Raw genomic sequence first — 24,677 nt, forward strand, 5'->3', positions numbered from 1 at the left:
TTATAGGAAGCTATATTTATTCATGTTCTGGTTTTTTATAGGTTCTCTTACTTAAACAGATGTGTTTTAATCTAAAAAGGTTGGGAGAGGAGCAAAACTTTTTACATTTTGTCTTTTATCATTATCTGCAGCATAAATTTCAAATCTTTGATTTGTTTCTTTTAATTTATCAGATGCTACAAAACCTTAAAAATTAATTTTTGGAAGTGAAACTAATATTTTTTTCTAACAAATTAAATTCTAGGCTTGTAGATTATGGCGAAAATTTATGTTAAGTTAGAATTTTAAAGAGTTAATAAATAAGTTTTACATTTTAACTTATTAATTTTTACCAATGGAGCTATCGCACTTTAACTAACTATAATGTTTGGTGCTCAATTTGAGTAATTCAGGATTGCCTTGGTTTCATCCTCAGTAAATCCTTCATATTATTTGGCATATTATACATTTCAATGTTGTTCAAGTTTGATGCTAAACCCTCAAATGCTATGGCGCCCAAATAATAATCCGCAAGATCAAAAGTATATACCTGCCAGTTTTGGCTGTTTTTTATTAAGTTGAAATCGACATAATGCTGTCCGTCTGAGCAAGGTATATATTTAAAATCTTCGTCAATTCCTTTCCCTAGTGCTTTAACAAATGCTTCTTTGCGTGTCCATAACATATAAAATGTTTTTTTTTTATCGTTGGAATTTTGAATTATAACTCTTTCACTATCATCAAAAACATCTGGCAGAAGACTTGAATATTTAAAGTCCTCAGATAGATATTCAATATCAATACCCACCTTTTTGCGTGAAATGGCAATAGAGGCAAAGTTTTCAGAATGTGAGATATTGAAATGCAGCCAAGGATGAGAAGCTAAATAAGGTTTTTTATTAAAATCATAATCAAGGTAAATATTTTTAACATCTAATCTAGTATAAGCGCCTAAAAGAAGTTTTAAAATTGCTCTGTAAATGATAAACCTGTTTCTATCTATTTCTTTGTAGAACCGCTGTGCTTTTTTAATTTCAATAGAATTGAGAAATGGATATAAATAAGATTGCAAATTGAGAAAATCAGGCAAATAGATATTGTAAATGATGATATTATTTGCATTTAAATGATATTCGTTATCAGGAGATAACGGAATACTTTTGATAGTTAAAAAAGAAACAAATAGTTTAGATTTTTTCATGTTTTTGATCTAGAATTTCTTGAAGTAATCTGGCCAATTCCTTGTCATTTGGCGGCGCTAAAATATCATAATGATTACCGGAGATATTATGAATTGCGACTCCTTTTAAGGCAGCCTTTTTCCATCCCAGATTATTTGGGTCAACTTTATGGTCGATGTCATCTTTTGATCGAAATAAATCCACTTTAAAATGCTGTGGTTTAAGTTGATATTTGTCGATAATTTTTTTTATCATGCCATCAGCCTCGATAAGCTGCTCAATTGTCAAAACTTTTTGCTCCATCGTCTTGTTGTTTTTACCAAAAAAACTTTTTAAGATGTATTTGTTTTCATTAATACGAATCTTAAAAGCCCTCCAGCTAAAAATCATTTCTTTGTATCGGACTATTTTCTTTTGCCAATAAGTTCTATAATAAAAAGAAGAATCAATAGATGAATCAAGTAATGCCGTCAAGCTAACCTCTTTGCCTAGTTCATGCAATTGGCGGGTCATTTCAAAGGCAATAATACCGCCAAAAGAATAACCTGCTAAAGCGTAAGGTCCGTTAGGATTTTTTTTAATGATTGCATCTACATAATGTGCGGCCATATCCTCAATTGATTCGTACCAGTCATTGTACTCTCTTGCAGTACCTTGAATACCATAAACAGGCTGATCATCATCGAAGTATTTACTCAGGTTGACAAAATTTAAGACATTGAGTCCTGCACCATGCACAATAAAAAGAGGAATTTTATTGCCGCTAGATTTTATTGCGACTAAGCAATCAGAATAAATTTCTTTAGCAGCTATTAATTTTGCAAACTTCTCTATTGTCGAATGTTCAAATAGAGTAGAAAGGGGTAATTTTTTTCCCATTTTTTCTTCAATTTGGCTCATGACCCTTACCGCAACTAGAGAATGACCACCCATCTCGAAGAAATTGCTGAAAATATCAACATTCTCCAAATTCAAGCTCTCTTTCCAGATAGCTGCTACTATTTCTTCTTCTTCTGTCCGAGGCTGTGTATAGCCAATGTTTGTATTAGTTTTATATTCCAAAAGGGATTTACGGTCTATTTTTCCATTTAGAGTTGTTGGGAATTTTTCTAATAGATTAAAATCATGAGGAACTAAATGGGATGGTAGTTGAGAAGACAATTTTTCGCGCCATAAAGGAATTTGCTGTACAGCATTTTCAATAGATCCTTCTGGGACAATATGGGCAATAAGAAAATTTTGATCAGCTAGTACTACAGCATATTTTATGCCTTCAAGTTCTATCAAAGTTTGTTCAACTTCGCCTGGTTCAATGCGATGGCCCCTAATCTTGACTTGCTGGTCTAAGCGTCCTAAGCAAACAATTTCGTTGTTAGGTAAAAGTTTGCCCAAATCTCCAGTGCGATATACGACACTTATTTTTGAATTTGAAAACTCATTGATTATAAATTTTTCATCTGTAAGTTCCGGCCTCTTCCAGTATCCTGATGCTAATCCATCTCCACCAATAACAATTTCTCCAATTTTTCCGGGCGGCAAAAGTTTGCCATGCTCGTTTATTATATAAAGCTGCGTATTTGCAATAGGTTTGCCAATTGTAATTAACGAATCGGCACTAGTTATTTGTTTTACAGAGGACCAAATTGTGGTTTCTGTCGGGCCATACACGTTCCAAATGGTATCACATTTTTGTATAAGTTCTTTCGCAAGATCGGCAGACATGGCTTCTCCGCCGCAAAGCGCCTTTATTGGCAGTGGTGCTGACCAGCCAGAATCTAATAGCATTGACCAAGTTGTTGGAGTCGCCTGTAAAAAACTGATTTTTTCTTTTTTAAGCACTTCTAGTAATAATCTGCCGTCTTTAGCAGTTTCATTATTAGCCAATATTACTGCAGCTCCTTTAATAAGTGGCAAATACAATTCTAAACCAGCAATATCAAAAGAAATAGTAGTGATAGACAGCAACCTGTCATTTGGATTGATACCCGGTTCCTTAGCCATACTGAAAAGAAAGTTAACTAAGTTTTTATGGGTAATCGGTACTCCTTTTGGTTTACCCGTAGAACCAGAAGTGTAGAGTAAATAAGCTGTATCTTCAAAATTAACTTTTCTTTCTAATTTGGTTTTTGGAAACTGGCTCAATACTGCCATGGCATCTTCTATTAAAATAATATCAGGGAGTTCTAATAATGATTGGGATACCTCTTTACTTGTTAGTAAAAATTTAGCTTCAGAATCATCTATCATGAATTGTAATCTAGAAATAGGATATTCAGGATCTAAAGGAAGATAAGCGGCACCGCACTGCATAATGGCTAATAATGAAATTACCAGTTCAGAACAACGAGGCATTGAGACAGCAATAAAATCGCCGGGTAGAATGCCTTTATCTTTTAAATAATGGGCCATTTGATTGGCTTGAGCTTGCAGGTCTTTATATAAAATAACAGTATCGAGAAATTCTAATGCTGTATTTTCTGGTGTTTGTTTTGCTTGTAAATCAATTAAATCATGAAGCGCGCTTTCAGGATAGCTGGCATTAGTTGCATTTATTTCGTTGTATTCGCTTATAAAATCCTGATTGGTAATTTGTTCTAAAGTTTTTGTTGGATCATCGGTAACTTTTTCTATTATTTTTTCTAGAGAAGTCATCATTTTTTTAATGGTCTCTGGCAGGAAAAGCGCCGTATTGAAAGACCATTCAAAAACGAGATTTTTTTCGGTACCGCTTGCATTAAGAAAAATTTCGAAAGTTTCGAAAGCCCTGGGGTTGCTCGTTAATTTATAGGTTAAATTTCTAAAATGAACACCATCAGTCATGCCCATATCTATGTTGAATGTAATAGGCACTAAAGGAATTCGTGAAGGATCGCGGGGAATATTTATTGTTTGTAAGAGCTGTCCAAAACTAAGTTGTGAATACTCATAACAATCAAAAAGTTCTGATTTTCGTTGTTTTAAGTAATCGTTAAAATTTTTATTTAAGTCTGGTCTGCTTCTTAATGGGAGTAAATTAACGCAGTGTCCTACTAAATGATTCATTCCTGTTGTAGCTTGACCAGCAGAAGGCAAGCCAACTACGATATCATCCTGTCCTGTTATTTGATATAAAAATAACTCAAAACTAACCAAAAGGGTAGTTACTAAACTTGAACCAGCATTTAAACCCGTTTGTTTTAGCTTTGATAATAAATTTGTATCGAAAGGAAAATCCAAACGTTGACTTTTGTAAGTTCGAAGTGGTGGTCTTGGATTGTCTGTTGGCAAATTTATAATCGGTACCGATTTTTCATAAATTTTATTCCAAAACTGTTCTCCTTTTTTGTTTTTTTCACTTTGCAAAAATAATTGTTCTTCATCTGCATAAGCGCTAAAGGGAATCGGTTCTGGCAAATCAGGTATTTTACCTTCAACATAAGCAGAGTAAAGTGCTCCCAGATCTTGAAGAATAATTCCAAGTGACCATCCATCACAAATTATATGGTGTACCGTAAGGATTAATCTATGATTCATTTCAGAAAATTTCAATAAACCTGCTTTGATTAATGGTCCGTTAATCAGATCAAAAAGAAAATGAGCGTCTTCATGAAGATATTCCTGTAAGATAGTATTCTGGGAATCTGGATCGAGATGAGACAGGTTGAGTTGGGTAATGTTTATCGCAAGTTGCTTATAGATAGACATATAAATACCGTTTGTGCTAAATGCAGCGCGCAATGCCTCATGACGGTCTATCAATTTTTGAATAGCTCGATCCATAACACCAGTGTCTAATGGGCCGTTAAATTCTACTGTTAGCGACTCGTTATAGGCACTAGCGGCATCGTCGCCTCCAAAATAACAACCTGTCCAAATTTCAGATTGTGCTTTTGTAGTTGGTATGACTTTTTCTAACTCTGGTCCAGAAAATGGATTAAAAGCTGCATTTTTTTTTAAAACTTCCACTTTAGTTTTTCTATTAATATTGTACAATCAATTTTTTTAGGAATAAATTATTAGAAGCTATTTTATCCTTTAAAATTTTTCTTAATTCCAAAGAAATCTAATACCCTTATTGTTGATATCATGGTAGATAAATAAACTTTTGCTAATTCAGTTTTAATGCTTTTCTTCTTCTTTAAATTAATAAAAACCTCTTTTTTGAACTTGCTTAGATTAGAGGTATTCAAACAATCCTGCGCAATTGAAATTGTTTCGGTTAAAGAATGTGCCGTATGCCACCAACCACAAGGAATAAACAATGTTTCTCCTGGTCCTACAGTAAAAGTAATTGGCGTTAAATTTGTTGAAAGCGGATATTTTTCAAAATCGATATTTTTTAAATCGGGTATTTCTGAAACCCATAAATTATCTTTTTTTTGATATATATAGGGAGTTTGACTAGGAGGAATAACGGTGAATTCTTTTACTCCGTGCAATTGCGTTATAAAAGCATGAAGACATAAATAATCGTAATGAACATAAGGAAATACACCGCCTGGACTGCCAAAAAATATTTCTAATGTTTGAGCAGTACCTGTAAATCTTTTCGATATTAATTTGCTGTGAGTCCAGTCTGGCAAAGAATATTTAAATCGCGGCGACACATCCGGTATTAGTTCTGGATAGTCGGTGTCCATTTGAAGCTTGCAAGGATAAGGTGCAGGATTTTCAACTGTTGAAGTTTCCATCAAGTCGATGTAATCTTTCAGTTTGAATTTTTGCCCTTCTACGCTAACTTCTCTATCTCCATAAGTAGATCTGAAGAATTCTAACGAAAATTTTTCCTTTGCATTCCAGCCTTCGCAAGCATCGCCAATTACTACAGGATAATTAGCAAATAAATGATTTTTAGAAAATTCATTATATGTCATACCGTGTTTTTTTTCAACAACATAATCTCCTACACGAATTAATTCAATTGTTTTAACAGTCATAATTTAGTATTAGGGGTTTATAAATCTAGTTTAACATATTCGCCTTTTTTATTCGAATCTGCGATAAACCAAGCCGGATTACCATCTTTGTCTCTTCCTAGTTTTGCTCCGTTTACTGGTGGTTTATTGATTACAACTGAATTGTTTGATGTTTTCGATGGAATAGATTCTGCTGTATTAGCAGCGAAGAATCCAGCTGCAACCATTTTATTAAGGCATTTTTTGAAAGTTTGGATTATTTGGTCAATGTCTTCTTCTTTATAAGCTTCAGTCAAAAAGCAAGGGAAACCATCCCAGATATGAATTCCGTTTTCACGAAGTAAAGTGAATAGCAATTCGCCATAAAGTACATCGTCATTAAACTTAAGCCGCCATAGAGAACCAAAATGATTAATTGTCATTGGCAGTTCTTGTGTCTTGACTTCGGTATTTAATGCGGCTGCTAAGCGACTAGTCATGTTATTTAGTCTTTCTTGTAAATCTGGCCCTTGCTTTTTAAGATAAGTAAGAACTGCTTTTGATGCAGCAAGTGCCAAAGGATGCCTTACAAAAGTACCTGCGAAGTATGTAACGCCAATTTCTGGAATAGAATCATCACCATATTGCCAATGACCGCCATCAAGTGCATCCATATATTTTCGTTTTCCGGCAATAGCACCAATTGAAAGTCCGCCGCCAATTACTTTTCCATAAGTTGCGATATCGGCCTGAATATTAAAAAGGGCCTGAATGCCGCCTGGATGCATACGGAATCCTGTAATAACCTCATCAAAAATTAGCGGTACATCAGTTTCGGCAGTGAGTTCTCGCAGCTTATTTAAAAATGCTATTGGTTGAAATTCTGGTCTTCTGCTTTGAACCGGTTCCACTAAAACAGCAGCCAGTTCATCTGCTCGCTCTCTTATAATACGAAGACTTTCCTCAGTTCCATATTCTAAAATGAGTATGTTTTGAACAGATTCAGGCATAATTCCAGGAGCGGCAGGAAAAGAAATTAATTTTTTTGAGCCACGAACTAAAACTTCATCTATTATACCATGATAAGAGCCAGAAAATGCCGCTATCAATGAGCGTCCAGTAACAGTTCGGGCTATTCGAATTGCACCTAAAACAGCTTCAGAACCGGTATTACAAAGTGCAGCACGATCTTGTTTTGTAAACTCACACAGCAATTCACAAACTTCTCCAGCCAATGGGTGCTGCGGTCCTACTTCAAATCCGTCTTCGACTTGCTGATGAAGTACTTCTTTAATAAAATCGGGCTGATAACCAAAAAAGCAAGATCCAAATCCATTAAGCGTGTCAATGTAGACGTTTCCATCTAAGTCCCATAAACGATTTCCTTTGGATTTTTCAATGACAATCGGATAAACTATTTCTTTTGTTAATGGTTTAAATCCAGAAACAACTCTTGGATCTGCCATAAAACTTCTATTTTTTTGAGCATAGGATTTACTTTTTCCGGTTTTTGCAGTGTAAGCAGCTATCAATTTATTTAGAAATTCCTTTTGAGAAGTACTCATTTCCTTTGTTTGTTTCTCAATTCTAGGAGATGCTCCAAAAGGTTTTTGATGTTCAGAAATTTCTTCAGGCGTTCTTACTTCTTCAACTGTATTTCCAATTTTGGTATCAATCAAAGATTTCTGAAATGTTTCCTGATGTATTTCGTTAGACGCTGCTGTTGTATTACCCTGTAGAAGTTCCATTTGTTTTCCTAAAAGCTGCAGTTGCTGTGCAATCAACCCTAAGGCCGTATTGTTCTGATTGTTGACTGCGGCAGAAGCGAGACTGGCAGTTGCTGCTGGGACAGCAATTACGTTTGAAACTATTTTTGCTGGTTCGATGCTTTTGTACTCCTCTTGTGGAAGATTAAGATCAAGATAATCTGCTAAAAGAGAGGGTGAACTAAATTCTTCATTGAGCTGTCGAAAGGTTATGGCAATTTTAAAATCTTTTTTTAACCTTATGGCAAGCTGCGTAAGTGTTAATGAATCCAGTCCAAGGTCAAGAAAACTTTGAGAAGATGCATCATGTGGGTAATCGATACCAGATGTTTGACTTACAATTGAAGAAATGTTATTAAGTATAGTAGTTTTTCTCATAGGTTTGTTTCCATTTAGTTTACTAATCGGATTTTGTAGTATGTCTGTATTTTTTGTATTTGCAGCAGCAGAAACCGGTGTTGAATTTTGTATTGGTACTGCAGGAGGGTCAATCCAGCAGAGTTTCCGGTCGAACACGTAGCTTGGTAATTCAACTTTTTGCCTGTCTTGCCCGCTGTAAAAAGCATTCCAATCTGGATCAATTCCTCTCAGCCATAGTTCACCTAAGGTCTGTAAAACAGAATTGTATTCATTCATCTTATTTTTAGGAGTTGCTAAACTTGTAAATGCAGGAATTATTTTTCCTGCTGCCTGCTGCTTTGTCAAAGTAGTTAATGTGTGTCCTGGTCCAATTTCGATAAAAATAGGATCTTCTAATTTTAGCAAAGTATCTGCTGCAGGCCCAAATCTCACTGTACTGCGCAAATGGTCTGACCAGTATTTTGAACTGACAGCTTCTTCATCTTTAAGCCAAGATCCTGTAACAGTAGAAACAATGGGCATAGCAGGCTTATTAAGGAATGTCTTTTTTACCTCATTTTCAAAGGTTTCCAATGCTGGATCCATCATTGCTGAATGAAATGCATGACTGGTGAAAAGCAAGTTATTAGCAATTTCTAATGCATCTAATGATTTGGCAAAATCTTTTATTTCACTATCTTTTCCAGCAACGACACATAAAAAATCAGAATTAACAGCCGCTAGAGAAAGTGTTTTTGGAAGAAGCTCTTTTAATTTGTCTTCATGAAGTCTTACAGAAAGCATGCTTCCTGCTGGAAGTTCATTGACTAGACGTCCTCTAACTGCAATTAAATGCAGTGCATCTTCTAGGCTGAAAATGCCTGCCAAATGAGCCGCTACAAATTCTCCAATACTATGGCCGCAGTATACGGTTGGCTTTATTCCCCAGCTTAGCCAGAGCTGCGATAAAGCATACTCTGTTACAAACAAGGCAGGTTGTGTGAAACGGGTTTCTTTCAATCTTGTCTCCGTCTCTGGTGTTACGATTTCTGGATATAGAATTTCGCGAATGTCTAATGACAATTTATCCAATAAGATTGCTGCACATTTGTCAATTGCTTCTTTATAAACAGGCTCATTTTTATAAAGATTAATTCCCATTTGAGAAAATTGAGAGCCTTGACCAGGGAAAAGAAAAACAAGTTCTCCTGGGGCAATCTTTAAGACCGCATTTTTGATATTGTTTTTTTGATCCGAAAGGAGCTCCAGACTCGCATCTCTATTGCTCTCGGAAAGAAGAAAACTTCTGTATGCAAAAGTCTCTCTAGTTTTATTTAGTGAATAAGCAACATCTGCCAATGATAAATCAGGTTTTGATTGAAGAAAATGGCCTAATTCCGTTTCATAACCTTTTGCACTTTTTTCTGATTTGGCAGACCACATCAAGAGCTGCAACGGACGACTCGGGCCCGATTTTTTCTGTTCAATAGGATATTCTTCTACAACAATATGGACATTAGTGCCGCCAACTCCAAAGGAACTCACACCAGCTCGTAAGGGTTCGTCTGAATTCCAATTACGTAATGATGCATTTACAAAAAACGGACTACCTTCAAAATTAATTGCTGGATTGGGTTTGTTGAATCCTAAGGAAGGCGGAATAACCTTGTTGTTCATTGCTAGAATTGTTTTTATTAATCCAGCAACACCAGCCGCCGCAGTAAGATGTCCCATATTACTTTTTATTGACCCTAAGGCACAAAAGTTATTTATGTCCTGTTCCCCAAAAGCCATTTTAAGTCCTTCGATTTCTATAGGATCACCTATTGGCGTTGCAGTTCCGTGAGTTTCAACATAAGTGATAGAATTGGGTGAAACTCGTGCATCTTGAATTGCTTTCGTTATAGCCAAAGCTTGTCCTTCAACGCTTGGAGCCGTAAAACTTCCTTTACCGCCGCCATCATTTGTAACTCCGATGCCTTTTATAATACCGTATATTTTGTCGCCATCTTTTTGGGCTGCATCTAAATTTTTTAAAAGTACAACTCCAGCTCCGTCGCTAAATACAGTTCCTTTTCCCGAAGCATCAAAAGAACGACAATGTCCGTCAGGACTCAGCATAGAGCCTTCCTGATAAAGATGTCCGCTAAAAATAGGAGCGGTAATACTTGAGCCTCCGGCAAGTGCGATGTCGCATTGACCATTTCGGATAGCTTCTACAGCTTCGGTAATAGCAAGTAAGGAGGTTGAGCAAGCAGAATGAACACTAACCGCTGGACCTTTTAAGTTCAAGTGGTAAGCTGTTCTTGTAGAAATATAATCTTTTTCGTTAACAGTTTCTGCTTGAAGGTATCCAATTTGATCTATTACTTCAGTATTAGGTAATATATTTTTTTTATAATAGGTGTTGGCGCCAGTACCTGCATAAACCCCTATGGTACCTTTGTAATGTTTTGGCAAGTAACCAGTTTGCTCAAGACATTCCCACGCAATTTCCAAGAATAGGCGCTGCTGTGGATCCATTACTTCAGCTAGTTTTGAATTTATTTCAAAAAAAGCAGCATCAAAAGTCTTTGAATGGGGTAAAATGCCACGCGCACTTACATAAAGCGGATCATTGCGTAATGATTCTGGAATACTAGGATCAAGTTCTTCAGGTTTGAAAAAAGAAATAGTTTCTTTGCCCTCTTTTAAGACTTCCCACAATTGGTCTATAGTATTTGCTCCTGGAAATCTTCCGGCCATACCAATAATGGCCACATCACCAGAACCATTCGATTTAGTATCTTTTTTAATGTTGTTTTTAGCCTCTGTATTCTTTTTAGGTTCTAGATAGTCAGCTATTTGAGAAATTGTAGGAAATTGATATAGTTTTGTTACAGGTAATTTATAGTTGTATTCCTTTAATAAAACAGCTGCTAATTTTTGAGCTAGCAAAGATGTTCCTCCCATTTCAAAAAAATTATCATCAATTCCAATTTTGGGTATATGAAATAAATCAAACCAAGCTTTAGTAATGTTTTTTTGAATTTCAGTAGTTGCTTTTTTATATAAAGGTGCATTGCTTGGTCTATTGTATTCGGGTGCTGGGAGCATTTTCTTATCAATTTTCCCACTAGAGGTCCTAGGAAAATCCTGAACCAAGATAAAGTAGGATGGAATCATATAATCGGGCAATATGGCGGCTGTTTTTTCACGAATAGCAGCGATATCAATATTTTCTTGATTGGTTTGAATGTAGGCGGCCAATTGAGTTTGCCCTAAAAGATTTGACGCTAATACAACTGTTTGCTGTATGCCAATTAAAGAATTAATTGCCAATTCAACTTCGGCCAGTTCTATTCGATGTCCACTAATTTTAACTTGATCATCTTGACGGCCAAGAAATTCAATATTTCCATCCGGCAAATATTTAGCTATATCTCCGGAGCGGTAGATGCGAATATTTTTACCATCAGGTGCTTTCCAATCAAGAAACTTTTCATTGGTTAACTGCTCGTTGTTCAAATAGCCCTCTGCCAGGCATTCTCCGGCAATATAGAGTTCTCCAATTTCACCATTGTTTACAATTTCAAGATTTTGATTAAGAATAAGTATAGAAGTGTTGTAAATAGGTTTGCCAATTGAGGGTAATGTTGGCCAATTAGCAGGATCACCGTCCAATTTTAATTCAGTAACAACGTGGCACTCCGTTGGCCCATATTGATTATAAAGAACACAAGTATTCAACTTTGTGAAAAATGCCTCTACTACAGGCGTGATTTTAAGTTGTTCACCAGCTGTCATTATTTCTTTGAGTGAATCAGGAAATAAGCCTGTACTAAAAGCGGCTTCGGCTAAAGCCTGTAATGCTACAAAAGGTAAAAAAAGTCTATTAATCTGCTGCTTTTCTATGAAGTTTATAAGAGCAGCCATATCGAGTCTTAAATATTCTTCAATCAAAACAAGAGTACCTCCTGTACTCAAGGTGGCCATAATTTCTTGAAAAGAAACATCGAAAGTTAAAGGAGCAAATTGCAAAGTACGCGTTCCATTTGTACTTGTTGATTTTTTGTTTTGCCAATTGATAAGATTTACAAGTGCTCCCTGTCCCATGCATACCCCTTTTGGTTCACCAGTAGAACCAGAAGTATACAAAACATATCCCGCATTTTGACACATTGCATCTTGATTGCAGTCGGTTTGATTTTGAATGTTGTTGTTTTTCAATGATTTAAGTCCCAGGGATAACACAGCAGCTTCATCTGCATCATTTGATAAACAGAAGGTTAGATTGGAATTTTTTATGATATTTAGTATACGGTTTTTGGGGTATCCAAAATCGATTGGGAGATAAGCTTTACCTGCTTTTAAAATTGCCAGCATAAATACAACTTGCTCTATACCTCGGGTTGTAGAGAGACCGATTATATTTTCGTTTTTTGCTTGTTTTAAAAGAGAACGATGAACTTTTGAAACAGCTTGCTCTAATTCACTGTAAGTTACTTGTTTTTTGTCAAAGTCAAGAGCAATAGAATTAGGATGCATTTCTACTTGGCTGGCAAACAGTTCGTATAATGTTTGTGTGAGATGAGAGTTTTTGGGATCCGGCATCTTATTTTCAGTATTATTATTGTCAGGTCTTATCATCGTAATTTCTTTAAAAAAATTAAAAACTTATAAAATACTATTGATAAAAAATAAAGCAAGGAAAACGCAAAAGAATAATAAAAGGTTTGAAAATAAACAGTTTATTAACTTATTTGTTGCATTGTTTTCACTGTTTTGATAAATATTATTCAATTTTTTAATCAAATCAAGGAAAATTATTTCATTAAAACGTGTAATTTCTGTATAAAGCTGTTATAATCGATTAAAAGCATGTTTTGGGCTATACGAAGCAAATTTTTATATGGTAATAACACGATTTATTACAAGAGCTTTGTTTTTCAAATTTGTTATATTTTTAAATTATTATTTAAGCTACTATATTGATTTTCAAGTTTTAAATATGCAGCAATTTTCTTTTTAAGATTCTTAACATTAATGATTTTTTTTGCTTTCTATTTCTCTATTGATAAAAGCTCTAGTATGTTTCCTTTTTTTTAAAAACTAAATAAGGCGTACAGTTTAAAAACAACACATGCGAAAGAGAAAGTAACTCTAATTAAAAAACTTTTAATTATAGTCGGCGTGTAACTTGTTGTTTTTTAAATGTTTATGGATAAATTAATTGCTAAATTCGGATTTTAACGTACAGTAACTATCAATTTAAAAAAAATGTGCAGTGTAATTTACAAATTAGGCAAAAAGTATGTCCTTATATAATTATCAAAAGAGATTAGCGTTAGTTATAGATACCCCAAGATGTTTTCCAAATGAAAGTATTTAATTTATCAAATGATTCCGAAAGTGATAGGGTTTATAATTTTAATTAAAACCGCAAAAAAATATAAAATTGGCTTTTTTGATGTAAGTAAATAGTCATTAAAATACTACATTTTGTGTGCTTTGTCGGAAATAAGTTTTATTTTATCGATTTAATTTTGAAATTAAATATTTTTGCAGTATTAAAATATAAAGAATTAATAAACTGTGAAGTATCTAAGCTTTTGTTACCTTATAATTATCATATTACTGTTCTCTTTTAAAGGGATTAGTCAAAATACACAAGGGAGAGATACTGATATAATGGAAACTATTATTCCATCAGGCAATACTGCTACCGGCTCTTCTGGAACAGTATCATACTCTATTGGGCAAATATTTTATATGTATATCGGGGAATCCGAATACAATGTAGCTCAAGGTGTACAACAACAAGAAAAAGACAAAACATTGGACACGCCTGATAGTGAAGTGCCAGCTGCAGAATTATTTGTTTTTCCAAATCCTACAAGAGACTATGTAAACTTAAGTTTGAAAGGATTGGAATTAGAAAATGGAATACGACATTATAAGCTTTATGACATTCAAGGGAGATTGCTGCAACAGAGTATAATTAAAGAAACTGAAACCCAAATTAGTTTAAGTAATCTTAGTTCCTCTTTATATATATTGACAGTATATATAGATAACCAAGTTTTGAAAACATTTAAGATATTAAAAAATTAAAAGAATGAAAATTTCGCTTACAATTGTATTACTATTTGCAGCTTTTACTTCTAAAGTATTGGCACAGTCACCAGAAAAAATGAGCTATCAGGCAATTATTCGCGGTCAAAATAATAGCTTGGTGGTTAATTCAAAAATAAGTCTTAAAGTAATTGTGCATCAAGGTACGGCAACGGGAACTGCTGTTTATCAGGAAACACATTCGCCTTCTACAAATAACAATGGTCTTGTATCTTTAGAAATTGGAAATGGAACTGTTGTAACAGGTAATTTCAGTCAGATAGCTTGGGAAAAAGGACCTTACTTTATAGAAACACAGGTAGATGCAGCTGGCGGCAGCAATTATAACATTATTGGTGTTACACAGCTTCTGAGTGTACCTTATGCCTTGCATGCCAAAACAGCTGACAGATTAATAGGAGGGGCTGTAACGACTCCTGCTGCGAGAGCTGCAGTCATTTCATTTACTTCTTCAAGAAGCATTGCTTCCAATGATATCAATAATACAATTGAATGTACGGCATCAGCTACATTAACTTTAACCGCTAATTTTTCGAGTATGTTGGTTGGGGATACAATTAATTTAGAAGCTCATAATGGCGCTATATTGGCTATACAAGCCTCGTCAGGTGTAACAATAAATTATAATGCAAACGGTAGTGCAAATTTTACAAGCGCGGCTGGGAATGTAAGGTTTGGTTTTCTTAGAAAGACAGGTACAAATTCCTATATTATATCAGGACAATGAAGCATTTAATTTATTTTTTACTCTTTTCAACAGCAGTTTTTTCGCAAAATTACCAGTATTCACTTGAACAAGCTCCTGTAAAAACTCCTGAGCCTCCTGCTGGGGTAAATAATCAGTTAGAAGAAATTGATTACTTTAAAGCTTATTTATTGCCAATTGCTCAAAAAGCTACGCTGCAGGCAGCTTTAAACAAATATGGATCTGTTCGATTAGAAAAAGGTGATTATTCTGGTGTCGACATTGTAATGACTACTGATCAAAGACTGTACGGACATCCATCTTTAACAAAAGTTTCAAATATAACAATTGCAGCAGGAAGTAAGAATGTACGTTTAGAGAACCTGCTTCCTTCTGATAAAATTATAAAGTTTGAAACTGGTGCTGAAATTTCGGGATGTATTTTTAAAAGCATTAAATGGGCTACTTTACAAGGTACTAATGTCGCACTTAGAGATAATTCGTTTATAGACTTTGGCGGACCAATCAGAATAGATTGCAGTGTATCAGGATATATTAGAAATACTAAAATAATCAAACATCAAGCAGGGACAGTTTCCAATCTTCTTATAATGAAAGGAAACAGTATTGATCCTAGCTATGGTAATGTACATCTCCATACTAATTTTTTAACACCTCACGGTGATACTACGGAACTTGACGGATTACAGTCAGCTACTTTTGTAGGTTTAGATGCTGAAGGCTGGAATCTTTTAAATCAAGGTACAAAAGCTATGTTTTCGGCAAAAAACATGGGAAATCTTAAGATAACTGATTTTGGCGGAGGTAGTTACGAGTCGAATTCAACTCCGTCTTATGATATTGATGCTGATAATCTATCCTTTTACAATAAGTTTCTGCGAACTTCTAATGATGTATTGTCAACAAAAACGAATATGTTTTTAGTATTTGGATTAGGAAATTATTTAAGAAAATCTGGAACCGTTACAGGATTTGATCTTTTGGCCAATCTGGATGGAAAAAATGCTGTACTTTATAATGGAGTTGAGCAAACGGCAGCAATAACAAATACTTCAGTTTTTAATACACTTTCAAATACGATACAAGGGCCTCAATACAAAGCTTGGGCCAGAGCGAATTGGGAAACACTGCCAGACCCATTAGGGCCTAATTGGAAAACAGAAAGAGCAGGTAAGCCTGATCAAACGAACTATATTCAAAATTTAATTAATACGAACGGTATTGCAGAATTACCGGAAGGAATCTTTTATATAGCGTCTACCTTAAAACTTCCAATTGATTCGAATCACGGTATAATTGGTCAGGGTACTGGTAAAACGGTAATTGTGGGTTTAACAGATGATTTTCCTTTAATATCCCTTACTGGCGGACAGGACACTAATTTTATATTAGCAAATCTAACCCTGCAGGGCGGAAGTGAAGGAATCTATTCTTCACAGGATTATGGAACACAGCATATGGCGCTGCAAAAAATGAAATTTGTAGTATTTCGAAATCAAAACTATGGCATACATCTCAAAAAAATAAAAGGATTTGACAATAATTTTCTTGAAAATCTGGGCTTTGTTGATTGTAATATTGGATTTTTTCAAGACCCTCTTATGCCATGGGCAAATGATAGTGATACTTCTAGTTTTGTTGACAAAACCATGTTCTATAAAAATCAATTTATAAATTGTGGAATAGCAGTTTCAATGAGAGCTACCAGGGCAGATAATTTAAATGCTTGGGTAGATTGCAAATTTGACAATAATAAAACAGCTTTAAATACGTCAGGACAAAATTTTGCCATTGCTGCCAACTGTGATTTTACGAATAATAAAGGATCAGCTGTCACTGGTACTGTGGGTGATTATACTTATAAAGAAAATGCAGTTATTAATGGTGATTTAAGTTATTACTCCTGTAACTTTAGTAATAACAGCGCGGCTTTTCTAATCAATTCTAAAAGCACAACAATGGAAGGCTGTAATTTGCTTGATACTATTACCGTATTTGCTAATACTATTTATTATGAAGAAAATCACAATATTATAAATTCAACTGTTAACGGACGTTTTGGCGGGGCAGCAACAAAAACTCATGGTGTTTTTATCAACAGCAGTTTTGCAGCCCATCCTGAATACAGCAAAGTATTAGTGAACTTAAAGGAAAATGTGCCGACAACTGTAATAGACAAAAAAACAACTCCATATCCTCAATTGCTAGTAACGCAATAAAAGTGATAGTGATTGCTTAATAATTGTAGATAAGTAAAACATTTTTTTTTTTAAAGAGCAATTTAGATCCTAATAAATCTAAATTGCTTTTTGTTTTTATTTCTTATTTGGTGTTTGTTTTTTTGTCGCCTATACACTTTATGTAACCTTACGGCTGAATAATTCTATAATCTGATTTTTTTGCCTCCTATTTAAAATTATAAAGAGTTTACTATTTTTTTGTACTCTAGTTCATACTGCAGTTAGTTTTTTATCGATTCTCCCACATTTAGTATTTCCTTTCCTAATAGTTTTTATTACTTCAATGAGATTTTGCAAATAGTCTTAGAAAGGCATTCACTTATTCCGATATCCAATTGATCTTCAAATTGTATCCAGATATTATTTTGTTTACTTTTTTTTTAAAATAAATAAAATAGGGTTTATTGGAGTCAAAAAATGCAACAATTTGTCGTTAATCGGATTTAAAAATCCTTTGAACAGATTTATTATTTAAAACTAGGAACTATATATATATTTAGGCAGAATTTGTAAAGTTTGTTAATTAAATTCAATGATTTGGCTTTTTTTTGAATTTTTTGATAATATTTTTTTATTATGAAATTGCCTTTTTTAACGATAATTGAATTTAAAACAACAATTATTATTGATTAGTAAAAGATAAAAAGCATAAAGTTAACCCAAAACCAAATTTTTTGTTCTATGAAATATGCAGTATATGAGAATATTAGAAAAATTAGAGAATTAAAAAATTTCACTAGAGAACATATGGCAGCTGAATTGAGTATGAGTGCCAGCGGATATGGAAAAATTGAAAGAGGAGATGTAGACTTGACTGTTTCAAAATTAATTGAGATTTCAAAAGTTTTAGAGGTTTCAATAGAGTTCATATTTAAGTTCGACGTTTCAATTTTTTTTAGTGAAATTAAATAGAGATAACTAATTTTAAATCAAGTAAATCAAACTATCATGGAAAATAATTACCACTTAAGAATTAAAGAATTTCGATTACAAAAAAATTTAACTTCTGAATATGTAGCTATTCAAATGGAGATCAGTGTAAAAAAGTATGAAAATATAGAAATAGGGATTGTAGACCTTAAATTGTCTAAACTTGATCGCTTGGTCAAGATCTTGGGAATCAAAAAAAGTGAAATCTTTAGTTTACCAAACTAAATTTTTAAGACTGCAATATTGGATTCTCTCAAGGATAAGCTTTAAAAGGTAAGAGTGAGCATTCCTTAAAAAGCTTATATCTTCTTTATTCTTTATGTTTCACTTTCAAAATATATCCTAAAGATTCTAAAATTAAAACATAATGCGTTTTGGTTATATCCTTAACGACAGCATTTTGATCACAAAATGGACCTGAATTTAAATGTATCTTGTCTCCAATCTGGTATTGAAGAACCGAAATCTCTTTTGAAGTTTCTTCAGTACTTAACCATTCCTTAATGGTTTCAATTTCATGATCTTTTACAATGGCATGTTTTCCAAGCCAAAATAGATATCTCACAACTCCAGGAGAATTAAAAACCAAATTCCTATCTTTTTCAAGCAGCTGTACAAATATATAATGACTAAATAAAGGTACTTCTACTTTTATTTTTCTGTCTGACCTTTGCTGCGTCTTTTTAATTACAGGACAATAACAATTGATATTAAACTTTGTTAATTGCTCGGCAGCTCTTTTTTCCCATTTCGGTTTTGTGTATACTACATACCATTTCATAATTCTTCAGTTTATTGTTTTAAAATAATTATACTTTAAATTGACTGATTGGTTTCTTAATTTTCTTATTAGTAAATAACACTTTAAAAAGTCAATAATGGCACTTCTAATTTTTTTTCAAAAAATAATTAATCAATCTAAACGCGGATTTCGCGGCTTTTTTATTAAGATTTATAAAAGCTGTTTTTTACTAGAAATGAAGTTGTAATTTAACTTTTACTACAAGAGCGGTTCTGTATTTTTTATGTTAATTTTTCCTAAATCAGGATATTAAAGAACAAAAAATCAATTTGCACCTATCTTATTATTGTAATTTTAACAAAATTATTATTGTCATAAAAATGGCAGAATCAGTTTTGTTTTTGAGCTGAATTTTAAAATTTTCATACCAATGTAAAGGCAGTAATTTTTTTATTTTTTACATCATTCACTTTTTACTTTTTGAGTAGCTAAAATGCAGCTATTTACGGGGAACCCTTTTTCAATTCTCAAAAAAACATCAAAAAAGCCAGTAAAATGGCAAATTGTTTTTTACCTATAAAATCACATTAACAACTTATTTTTAATTTAATACTTGGACAGATGAAAATTGGAATAACATTTAGTGCATTTGATTTATTACATGCAGGGCACGTTAAAATGCTTGAAGAAGCAAAATTAAATTGTGATTATTTAATTGTTGGTTTACAGACTGACCCGACATTAGATCGACCAACAAAAAACAAACCAACACAGACAGTTGTAGAACGTTACATACAATTAAAAGCCTGTAAGTTTGTGGACGAAATTGTTCCTTACGCTACTGAGCAGGATTTAGAAGATATTTTGAAATCCTTTACTATAGATGTGCGTATTGTGGGAGATGAATATAAAGAAAGGGATTTTACCGGTAGAAGCTACTGTGAAGAAAAGGGAATCTATTTATATTTTAATACTAGAGATCACCGGTTTTCGAGCTCTAGTCTGCGTCATGAAGTTTACCAGAAAGAAGTTTTATCGAACTCCCATGGCAATTAGTGGTATTACTCATGTAATCTTAACAGGAGGAGTCGGCAGCAGGTTGTGGCCTCTTTCGAGAAAAAATTTGCCAAAGCAATATTTGGAACTTTTTGATGGCGAGTCGCTTTTTGAAAAAACAGTAGTCCGAAATGAAAAGTTTTCCAATAAAACGATAGTAGTAGGAAATATCGAAAATTATCAATTAAGTGATAAGAGTATGAGTAAATTCAATAAATCGTATCTCCATATTGTAGAAGCTGTTCCTCGTAATACGGCTGCCGCAATTGCTTTTGCTGCCTTTGCATCAGAACCGGAGGATATTTTATTGATTACTCCGTCAGATCATGTAATTGAAGGGGCTGAACTGTATCAGACTGCTTTGCGTGAAGCTATTTTACTTGCTGAAAAAGATTATTTGGTAACTTTTGGTATAAAACCCACAAAACCAGAAACGGGCTACGGCTATATAGAGTTTGAAAATGAGGATGTAATCGCATTTCATGAAAAACCTGATTTAAAAACTGCAGCAGGTTATTTGAAAGAAGGAAATTATTTCTGGAATAGCGGCCTTTTTTGTTTTAAAGCTAGGAAGTTTTTAACGGAACTCAAGAAACAGGAACCCGAGGTATATTGGAAATCAAAAAAAACATGGGAATCAAATAAAGGCGGCCTTTTAGATTTTGAATTGTCTTTAAGCATTCCTTCGATAAGCATAGATTATGCAGTAATGGAACGAAGCAAAGACATTAAAGTGGTTCCAACCTATTTTGATTGGTCTGATCTGGGCTCTTTTGAGTCGGTTTATGATTATTTGGTTCAGAAAGATCATCCCATTGATGAAAATAAAAATATTGTGATAGGAACGTCAACGCATACTACTTTTATAGGTGTCAAAAATTGCATTTTGATCTATACTTCGGACGCATTGATGGTGTTGCAAAAAGAAAATTCACAAGAGGTAAAAAAAGTTTACCAACAATTGGAAGCTATTGCTTCACCGCTCCTTTAAAATTCGATTTTGCTTATTTATTAAAATAAATGCTGCCTCATGATTAATAAAAATTCTACAATATATATTGCTGGACATAATGGAATGGTTGGAAGTGCTATTTGGCGAGTCCTTAGTGCAAAAGGTTACATTAATCTTATTGGCGCTTCAAGCAAAGAATTGGATTTGCGAAAACAAAAAGCGGTTCGGGATTACATCCGAAAAACAAAACCAGATGTTATTATAGACGCCGCCGCAAAAGTGGGAGGAATCTTAGCCAATAATAATTTTCCATATGAATTCTTGATGGAAAACATGCAGATTCAAAATAACCTTATCAATGAAGCGCATCGTTTAGGCATAGATAAATTCATTTTTTTAGGCAGTTCGTGTATTTATCCAAAATTAGCTCCACAGCCTTTAAAAGAAGAATATTTGCTTACTGCTCCTCTAGAACCCACAAATGAATGGTATGCTCTGGCAAAAATCACAGGAGTAAAATTATGTGAAGCCATTCGCAATGAATACGAAAAGGATTTTGTGAGTTTGATGCCTACAAATTTATACGGGACAGGTGATAATTTTGATTTGCATAGTTCTCATGTATTGCCAGCCATGATTCGAAAATTTCATGAAGCAAAGGAAAACAACAATTCTGTGGTGACTCTCTGGGGATCTGGCCGACCAATGCGAGAGTTTCTATTTGTAGACGACATGGCAGAGGCAGTGGTTTTTGCCTTAGAAAATGAGCTTCCTGAGCATTTGTACAATATTGGCACGGGAGAGGATTTAACTATTAGAGATTTGGCCAACTTAGTGCAAAAAATCGTCGGCCATACCGGAGCTGTAATTTGGGACGATACCAAACCTGACGGAACACCTAGAAAATTAATGGATGTTTCTAAAATGCATAACATAGGATGGAAACATCAAGTGAAATTAGAAGATGGAATACAAAAAACCTACAATTGGTTTTTACAAAACATTGAAAACTTTAAGCAAAAGGCTTTTTAATAGTTTGTGCTTTTAAAATTTACTCCCCTTCAAAATAGTTAAGATTTTACAAATTTGCGACTTTGCAACACAATGCTTCGTGCTTTATAGTTACATTATGAATCAAATTAAAAAAATTGCCCTTATTACAGGAGTCACGGGCCAAGACGGAGCCTATTTAAGTGAATTTTTATTAGAAAAAGGCTATGTAGTGCATGGAGTAAAAAGACGTACGTCTTTATTCAATACAGATCGAATTGACCATTTGTATCAGGATCCTTATGTAGAAAACAGGAATTTCATTTTGCATTACGGAGATATGACGGACAGTACTAATTTGACTCGTTTGATTCAAGAAATCCAGCCTGATGAAATATATAATTTAGCAGCTATGAGTCATGTAGCAGTTTCATTTGAAACTCCAGAATATACTGGAAATGCAGATGGATTGGGAACCTTAAGGGTCTTGGATGCAGTTCGCTTATTAGGATTGGAAAAAAAGACCCGTATTTATCAGGCATCTACTTCAGAATTGTTTGGTAAAGTGCAGGAAGTTCCGCAAACAGAAAAAACACCGTTTTATCCGAGATCGCCTTACGCAGTGGCTAAAATGTATGCTTTCTGGATTACCGTTAATTATAGAGAAGCTTATGGAATGTATGCCTGCAACGGAATTTTGTTTAATCATGAATCACCTATTCGAGGAGAAACTTTTGTAACACGCAAAATTACAAGAGCAACTGCTAGAATTGCTCTCGGACTGCAAGATAAATTATACTTAGGAAATCTAGACGCACAACGCGATTGGGGACATGCCAAAGATTATGTTAGAATGATGTGGATGATTTTGCAGGCAGATGAACCAGAAGACTGGGTAATCGCTACAGGAATTACTACTCCAGTACGTGAGTTTGTGCGTATGAGTTTTGCCGAAGTAGGAATTGAACTAGAGTTTAGAGGCGAAGGTATTGAAGAGAAAGGTTATGTGAAATATTGTACCAATCCTGATTATCAACTTTTTATTGGTAAAGAAGTATTAGCAGTAGATGCAAATTATTTTAGACCGACAGAAGTAGAATTATTGATTGGCGACGCAACAAAAGCAAAGACGAAGTTAGGCTGGAAATGTCAATATGATTTGGCTGCATTAGTTAAAGAAATGATGCAGTCTGATTTAAGGCTAATGGAAAAAGAACAACATTTAAAAGAATGTGGTTATAAGATCTTGAATTATTTCGAATAACTGATTGAGTTAATCAAAAACAAACCATTTTTTGTTTCAAAAAAAAAAAGCAGTAAATGAAAATTAAAAATATTTGTTGCTTAGGCGCTGGATATGTAGGGGGGCCGACAATGTCTGTTATAGCATTGAAATGTCCCGAAATAAAAGTAACTGTTGTCGATTTAAATGAAAACAGAATCGCAGCCTGGAATAATGAAGATTTAGAAAAACTGCCCGTTTACGAACCCGGACTTGCCGAAGTAGTGAGGGAAGCAAGAAATCGTAATTTGTTTTTTTCTACTGATGCAGATAGTGCAATTGAAGCTGCAGATATGATTTTCATAGCCGTAAACACGCCGACAAAAACGTATGGAGAAGGCAAGGGAATGGCTGCTGATTTAAAATTTGTAGAGTTGTGTGCCAGACAGATTGCTAAAGTGGCCAAAAGTGATAAGATTATAGTCGAAAAATCAACACTTCCGGTAAGAACTGCCGAAACGCTGCAGACTATTTTAGACCGTACTGGTAATGGTTTCAAATTTGAAGTTCTTTCCAATCCTGAATTTTTGGCCGAAGGAACCGCTGTCAATGATTTACTGAATGCTGATCGTGTTCTAATTGGTGGAAAACAAACAGAAAACGGCCAAAGAGCGATTCAATCACTGGTTGATATTTATGCACATTGGCTTTCACCAAAACAAATTTTAACTACAAATGTATGGTCTTCGGAGTTATCAAAATTAACGGCTAATGCATTTTTGGCCCAAAGAATTTCTTCAATTAATGCTTTATCTGCCTTATGTGAAGTTACTGAGGCTGATGTTGATGAAGTAGCCAATGCTATTGGAACGGATAGCAGAATTGGTTCTAAGTTTCTAAAAGCCTCTGTTGGGTTTGGAGGATCTTGCTTTCAAAAAGACATCTTGAATTTAGTCTATTTGTGCCGTTATTTTAACCTGCCTGAAGTGGCTGATTATTGGGAACAGGTAATTGTGTTAAACGATTATCAAAAATATCGTTTTGCAAAAAAAATAATTAGCTCACTGTTTAATACGGTAAGTGATAAGAAAATTACTTTTTTAGGATGGGCATTTAAAAAAGATACCAATGATACCCGCGAGTCTGCAGCGATTTACGTAGCAGAGCATCTTATTGAAGATGGCGCTGCAATTCATGTATTTGATCCTAAAGTTTCTGAAGTAAAAATTAAAGCTGACATGAAGTATTTATGGGAATTGAAAGGACTTTCAGATCATAAAATAGAATTAAAACTAAAGCAGATTTTTGTATACAATACTCCTGCTGAGGCAATGGATCAAGCACATGCCGTTGCGGTATTAACAGAATGGGACGAATTTAAAGGCTACGATTGGGAAAAAATTTACAGTAATATGTATAAGCCCGCTTTCGTATTTGATGGACGTAATATTCTGGATGTTAAAAAATTAACTGCTATAGGATTTGAAGTGAAAGGAATAGGCAAAGGATGATTCATTATTATTGAAATTAAAGATACAGCAAAACTCAAAATGCCAAAAAAATAGTCACATCAATTAGCTGGAGAC

The 24,677-nt window shown here is 34.1% G+C and carries 15 protein-coding genes; 10 read left to right on the plus strand and 5 right to left on the minus strand.

Going from position 1 to position 24,677, the window contains the following annotated elements; translation table 11 throughout:
* Positions 1-388 precede the first annotated feature (388 nt).
* Genes C4F50_RS06020 through C4F50_RS06035 form a run of 4 tightly spaced genes read right to left on the minus strand, consistent with a single transcriptional unit; the run spans position 389 to position 12,768 of the window.
* Positions 389-1,180, minus strand: a complete 792-nt coding sequence (locus C4F50_RS06020; RefSeq protein WP_193845503.1) for a 4'-phosphopantetheinyl transferase family protein — start codon at positions 1,178-1,180, stop codon at positions 389-391.
* The gene (locus C4F50_RS06025) at positions 1,167-5,132 is read right to left on the minus strand and encodes a non-ribosomal peptide synthetase (protein WP_193845504.1); all 3,966 of its coding nucleotides are present in this window, start codon (positions 5,130-5,132) and stop codon (positions 1,167-1,169) included. Before C4F50_RS06025 ends, C4F50_RS06020 begins: the two co-directional genes overlap by 14 nt.
* 35 nt (positions 5,133-5,167) lie before the next feature.
* Entirely contained in the window at positions 5,168-6,076 is a 909-nt protein-coding gene (locus C4F50_RS06030) for a cupin-like domain-containing protein (protein WP_193845505.1), read from the minus strand.
* A 17-nt stretch (positions 6,077-6,093) separates the two neighbouring features.
* Positions 6,094-12,768 carry a polyketide synthase gene (locus C4F50_RS06035; protein WP_228011967.1) on the minus strand — a complete coding sequence of 2,225 codons (6,675 nt, stop codon included), beginning with the start codon at positions 12,766-12,768 and terminating at the stop codon, positions 6,094-6,096.
* A gap of 1,041 nt (positions 12,769-13,809) precedes the next feature.
* Here C4F50_RS06035 and C4F50_RS06040 point away from each other — a divergent pair.
* The 5 genes from C4F50_RS06040 (at position 13,810) to C4F50_RS06060 (ending at position 18,354) form a co-directional block, all read left to right on the plus strand.
* A complete protein-coding gene (locus tag C4F50_RS06040; protein WP_193845506.1) occupies positions 13,810-14,232 on the plus strand; it encodes a T9SS type A sorting domain-containing protein in 423 nt (140 codons plus the stop codon).
* Between the two features lie 4 nt (positions 14,233-14,236).
* Positions 14,237-14,980: a DUF8740 domain-containing protein gene (locus C4F50_RS06045; protein WP_193845507.1), complete on the plus strand. Its 744-nt coding sequence runs from the start codon at positions 14,237-14,239 to the stop codon at positions 14,978-14,980.
* A complete protein-coding gene (locus C4F50_RS06050; RefSeq protein WP_193845508.1) occupies positions 14,977-17,178 on the plus strand; it encodes a hypothetical protein in 2,202 nt (733 codons plus the stop codon). The genes C4F50_RS06045 and C4F50_RS06050 overlap by 4 nt, the downstream gene beginning before the upstream one ends.
* 702 nt (positions 17,179-17,880) lie before the next feature.
* A complete protein-coding gene (locus tag C4F50_RS06055) occupies positions 17,881-18,111 on the plus strand; it encodes a helix-turn-helix domain-containing protein (RefSeq protein WP_193845509.1) in 231 nt (76 codons plus the stop codon).
* A gap of 36 nt (positions 18,112-18,147) precedes the next feature.
* Positions 18,148-18,354: a helix-turn-helix domain-containing protein gene (locus C4F50_RS06060; RefSeq protein ID WP_193845510.1), complete on the plus strand. Its 207-nt coding sequence runs from the start codon at positions 18,148-18,150 to the stop codon at positions 18,352-18,354.
* Positions 18,355-18,439: 85 nt separating this feature from the next.
* Here the strand turns inward: C4F50_RS06060 and C4F50_RS06065 are convergent, their stop codons facing one another.
* Complete coding sequence (locus C4F50_RS06065; protein ID WP_193845511.1) at positions 18,440-18,910, minus strand: UpxY family transcription antiterminator; 471 nt, start codon at positions 18,908-18,910, stop codon at positions 18,440-18,442.
* 582 nt (positions 18,911-19,492) lie between these two features.
* Here C4F50_RS06065 and C4F50_RS06070 point away from each other — a divergent pair.
* The 5 genes from C4F50_RS06070 to C4F50_RS06090 all read left to right on the plus strand — a co-directional run bounded on the left by C4F50_RS06070 (position 19,493) and on the right by C4F50_RS06090 (position 24,602).
* Complete coding sequence (locus tag C4F50_RS06070) at positions 19,493-19,927, plus strand: adenylyltransferase/cytidyltransferase family protein (RefSeq protein ID WP_193845512.1); 435 nt, start codon at positions 19,493-19,495, stop codon at positions 19,925-19,927.
* Positions 19,917-20,918 carry a mannose-1-phosphate guanylyltransferase gene (locus C4F50_RS06075; protein ID WP_193845513.1) on the plus strand — a complete coding sequence of 334 codons (1,002 nt, stop codon included), beginning with the start codon at positions 19,917-19,919 and terminating at the stop codon, positions 20,916-20,918. The genes C4F50_RS06070 and C4F50_RS06075 overlap by 11 nt, the downstream gene beginning before the upstream one ends.
* Before the next feature lie 39 nt (positions 20,919-20,957).
* Positions 20,958-21,911: a GDP-L-fucose synthase family protein gene (locus C4F50_RS06080; RefSeq protein ID WP_193845514.1), complete on the plus strand. Its 954-nt coding sequence runs from the start codon at positions 20,958-20,960 to the stop codon at positions 21,909-21,911.
* A 97-nt stretch (positions 21,912-22,008) separates the two neighbouring features.
* Positions 22,009-23,133 (plus strand): GDP-mannose 4,6-dehydratase, encoded by a 1,125-nt coding sequence (gmd, locus tag C4F50_RS06085; protein ID WP_193845515.1) that lies wholly within the window; start codon positions 22,009-22,011, stop codon positions 23,131-23,133.
* A 56-nt stretch (positions 23,134-23,189) separates the two neighbouring features.
* On the plus strand, positions 23,190-24,602 hold the full coding sequence (locus C4F50_RS06090) for a nucleotide sugar dehydrogenase (RefSeq protein WP_193845516.1): 1,413 nt from the start codon (positions 23,190-23,192) through the stop codon (positions 24,600-24,602).
* The last annotated feature ends 75 nt before the right edge of the window (positions 24,603-24,677 follow it).

The organism is Flavobacterium hungaricum, from assembly GCF_015182285.1.
Taxonomy (GTDB): Bacteria; Bacteroidota; Bacteroidia; order Flavobacteriales; family Flavobacteriaceae; genus Flavobacterium; species Flavobacterium hungaricum.

Bases quoted from the DNA above. Each gene is read 5' to 3' on its own strand.
- C4F50_RS06075 (WP_193845513.1), top strand. From the start codon at position 19,917: ATGGCAATTAGTGGTATTACTCATGTAATCTTAACAGGAGGAGTCGGC.
- C4F50_RS06020 (WP_193845503.1), bottom strand. From the start codon at position 1,180: ATGAAAAAATCTAAACTATTTGTTTCTTTTTTAACTATCAAAAGTATT.
- C4F50_RS06090 (WP_193845516.1), top strand. From the start codon at position 23,190: ATGAAAATTAAAAATATTTGTTGCTTAGGCGCTGGATATGTAGGGGGG.
- C4F50_RS06065 (WP_193845511.1), bottom strand. From the start codon at position 18,910: ATGAAATGGTATGTAGTATACACAAAACCGAAATGGGAAAAAAGAGCT.
- C4F50_RS06055 (WP_193845509.1), top strand. From the start codon at position 17,881: ATGAAATATGCAGTATATGAGAATATTAGAAAAATTAGAGAATTAAAA.
- C4F50_RS06050 (WP_193845508.1), top strand. From the start codon at position 14,977: ATGAAGCATTTAATTTATTTTTTACTCTTTTCAACAGCAGTTTTTTCG.
- C4F50_RS06040 (WP_193845506.1), top strand. From the start codon at position 13,810: ATGGAAACTATTATTCCATCAGGCAATACTGCTACCGGCTCTTCTGGA.
- C4F50_RS06070 (WP_193845512.1), top strand. From the start codon at position 19,493: ATGAAAATTGGAATAACATTTAGTGCATTTGATTTATTACATGCAGGG.
- C4F50_RS06035 (WP_228011967.1), bottom strand. From the start codon at position 12,768: ATGATAAGACCTGACAATAATAATACTGAAAATAAGATGCCGGATCCC.
- C4F50_RS06045 (WP_193845507.1), top strand. From the start codon at position 14,237: ATGAAAATTTCGCTTACAATTGTATTACTATTTGCAGCTTTTACTTCT.
- C4F50_RS06030 (WP_193845505.1), bottom strand. From the start codon at position 6,076: ATGACTGTTAAAACAATTGAATTAATTCGTGTAGGAGATTATGTTGTT.
- C4F50_RS06060 (WP_193845510.1), top strand. From the start codon at position 18,148: ATGGAAAATAATTACCACTTAAGAATTAAAGAATTTCGATTACAAAAA.
- gmd (WP_193845515.1), top strand. From the start codon at position 22,009: ATGAATCAAATTAAAAAAATTGCCCTTATTACAGGAGTCACGGGCCAA.
- C4F50_RS06080 (WP_193845514.1), top strand. From the start codon at position 20,958: ATGATTAATAAAAATTCTACAATATATATTGCTGGACATAATGGAATG.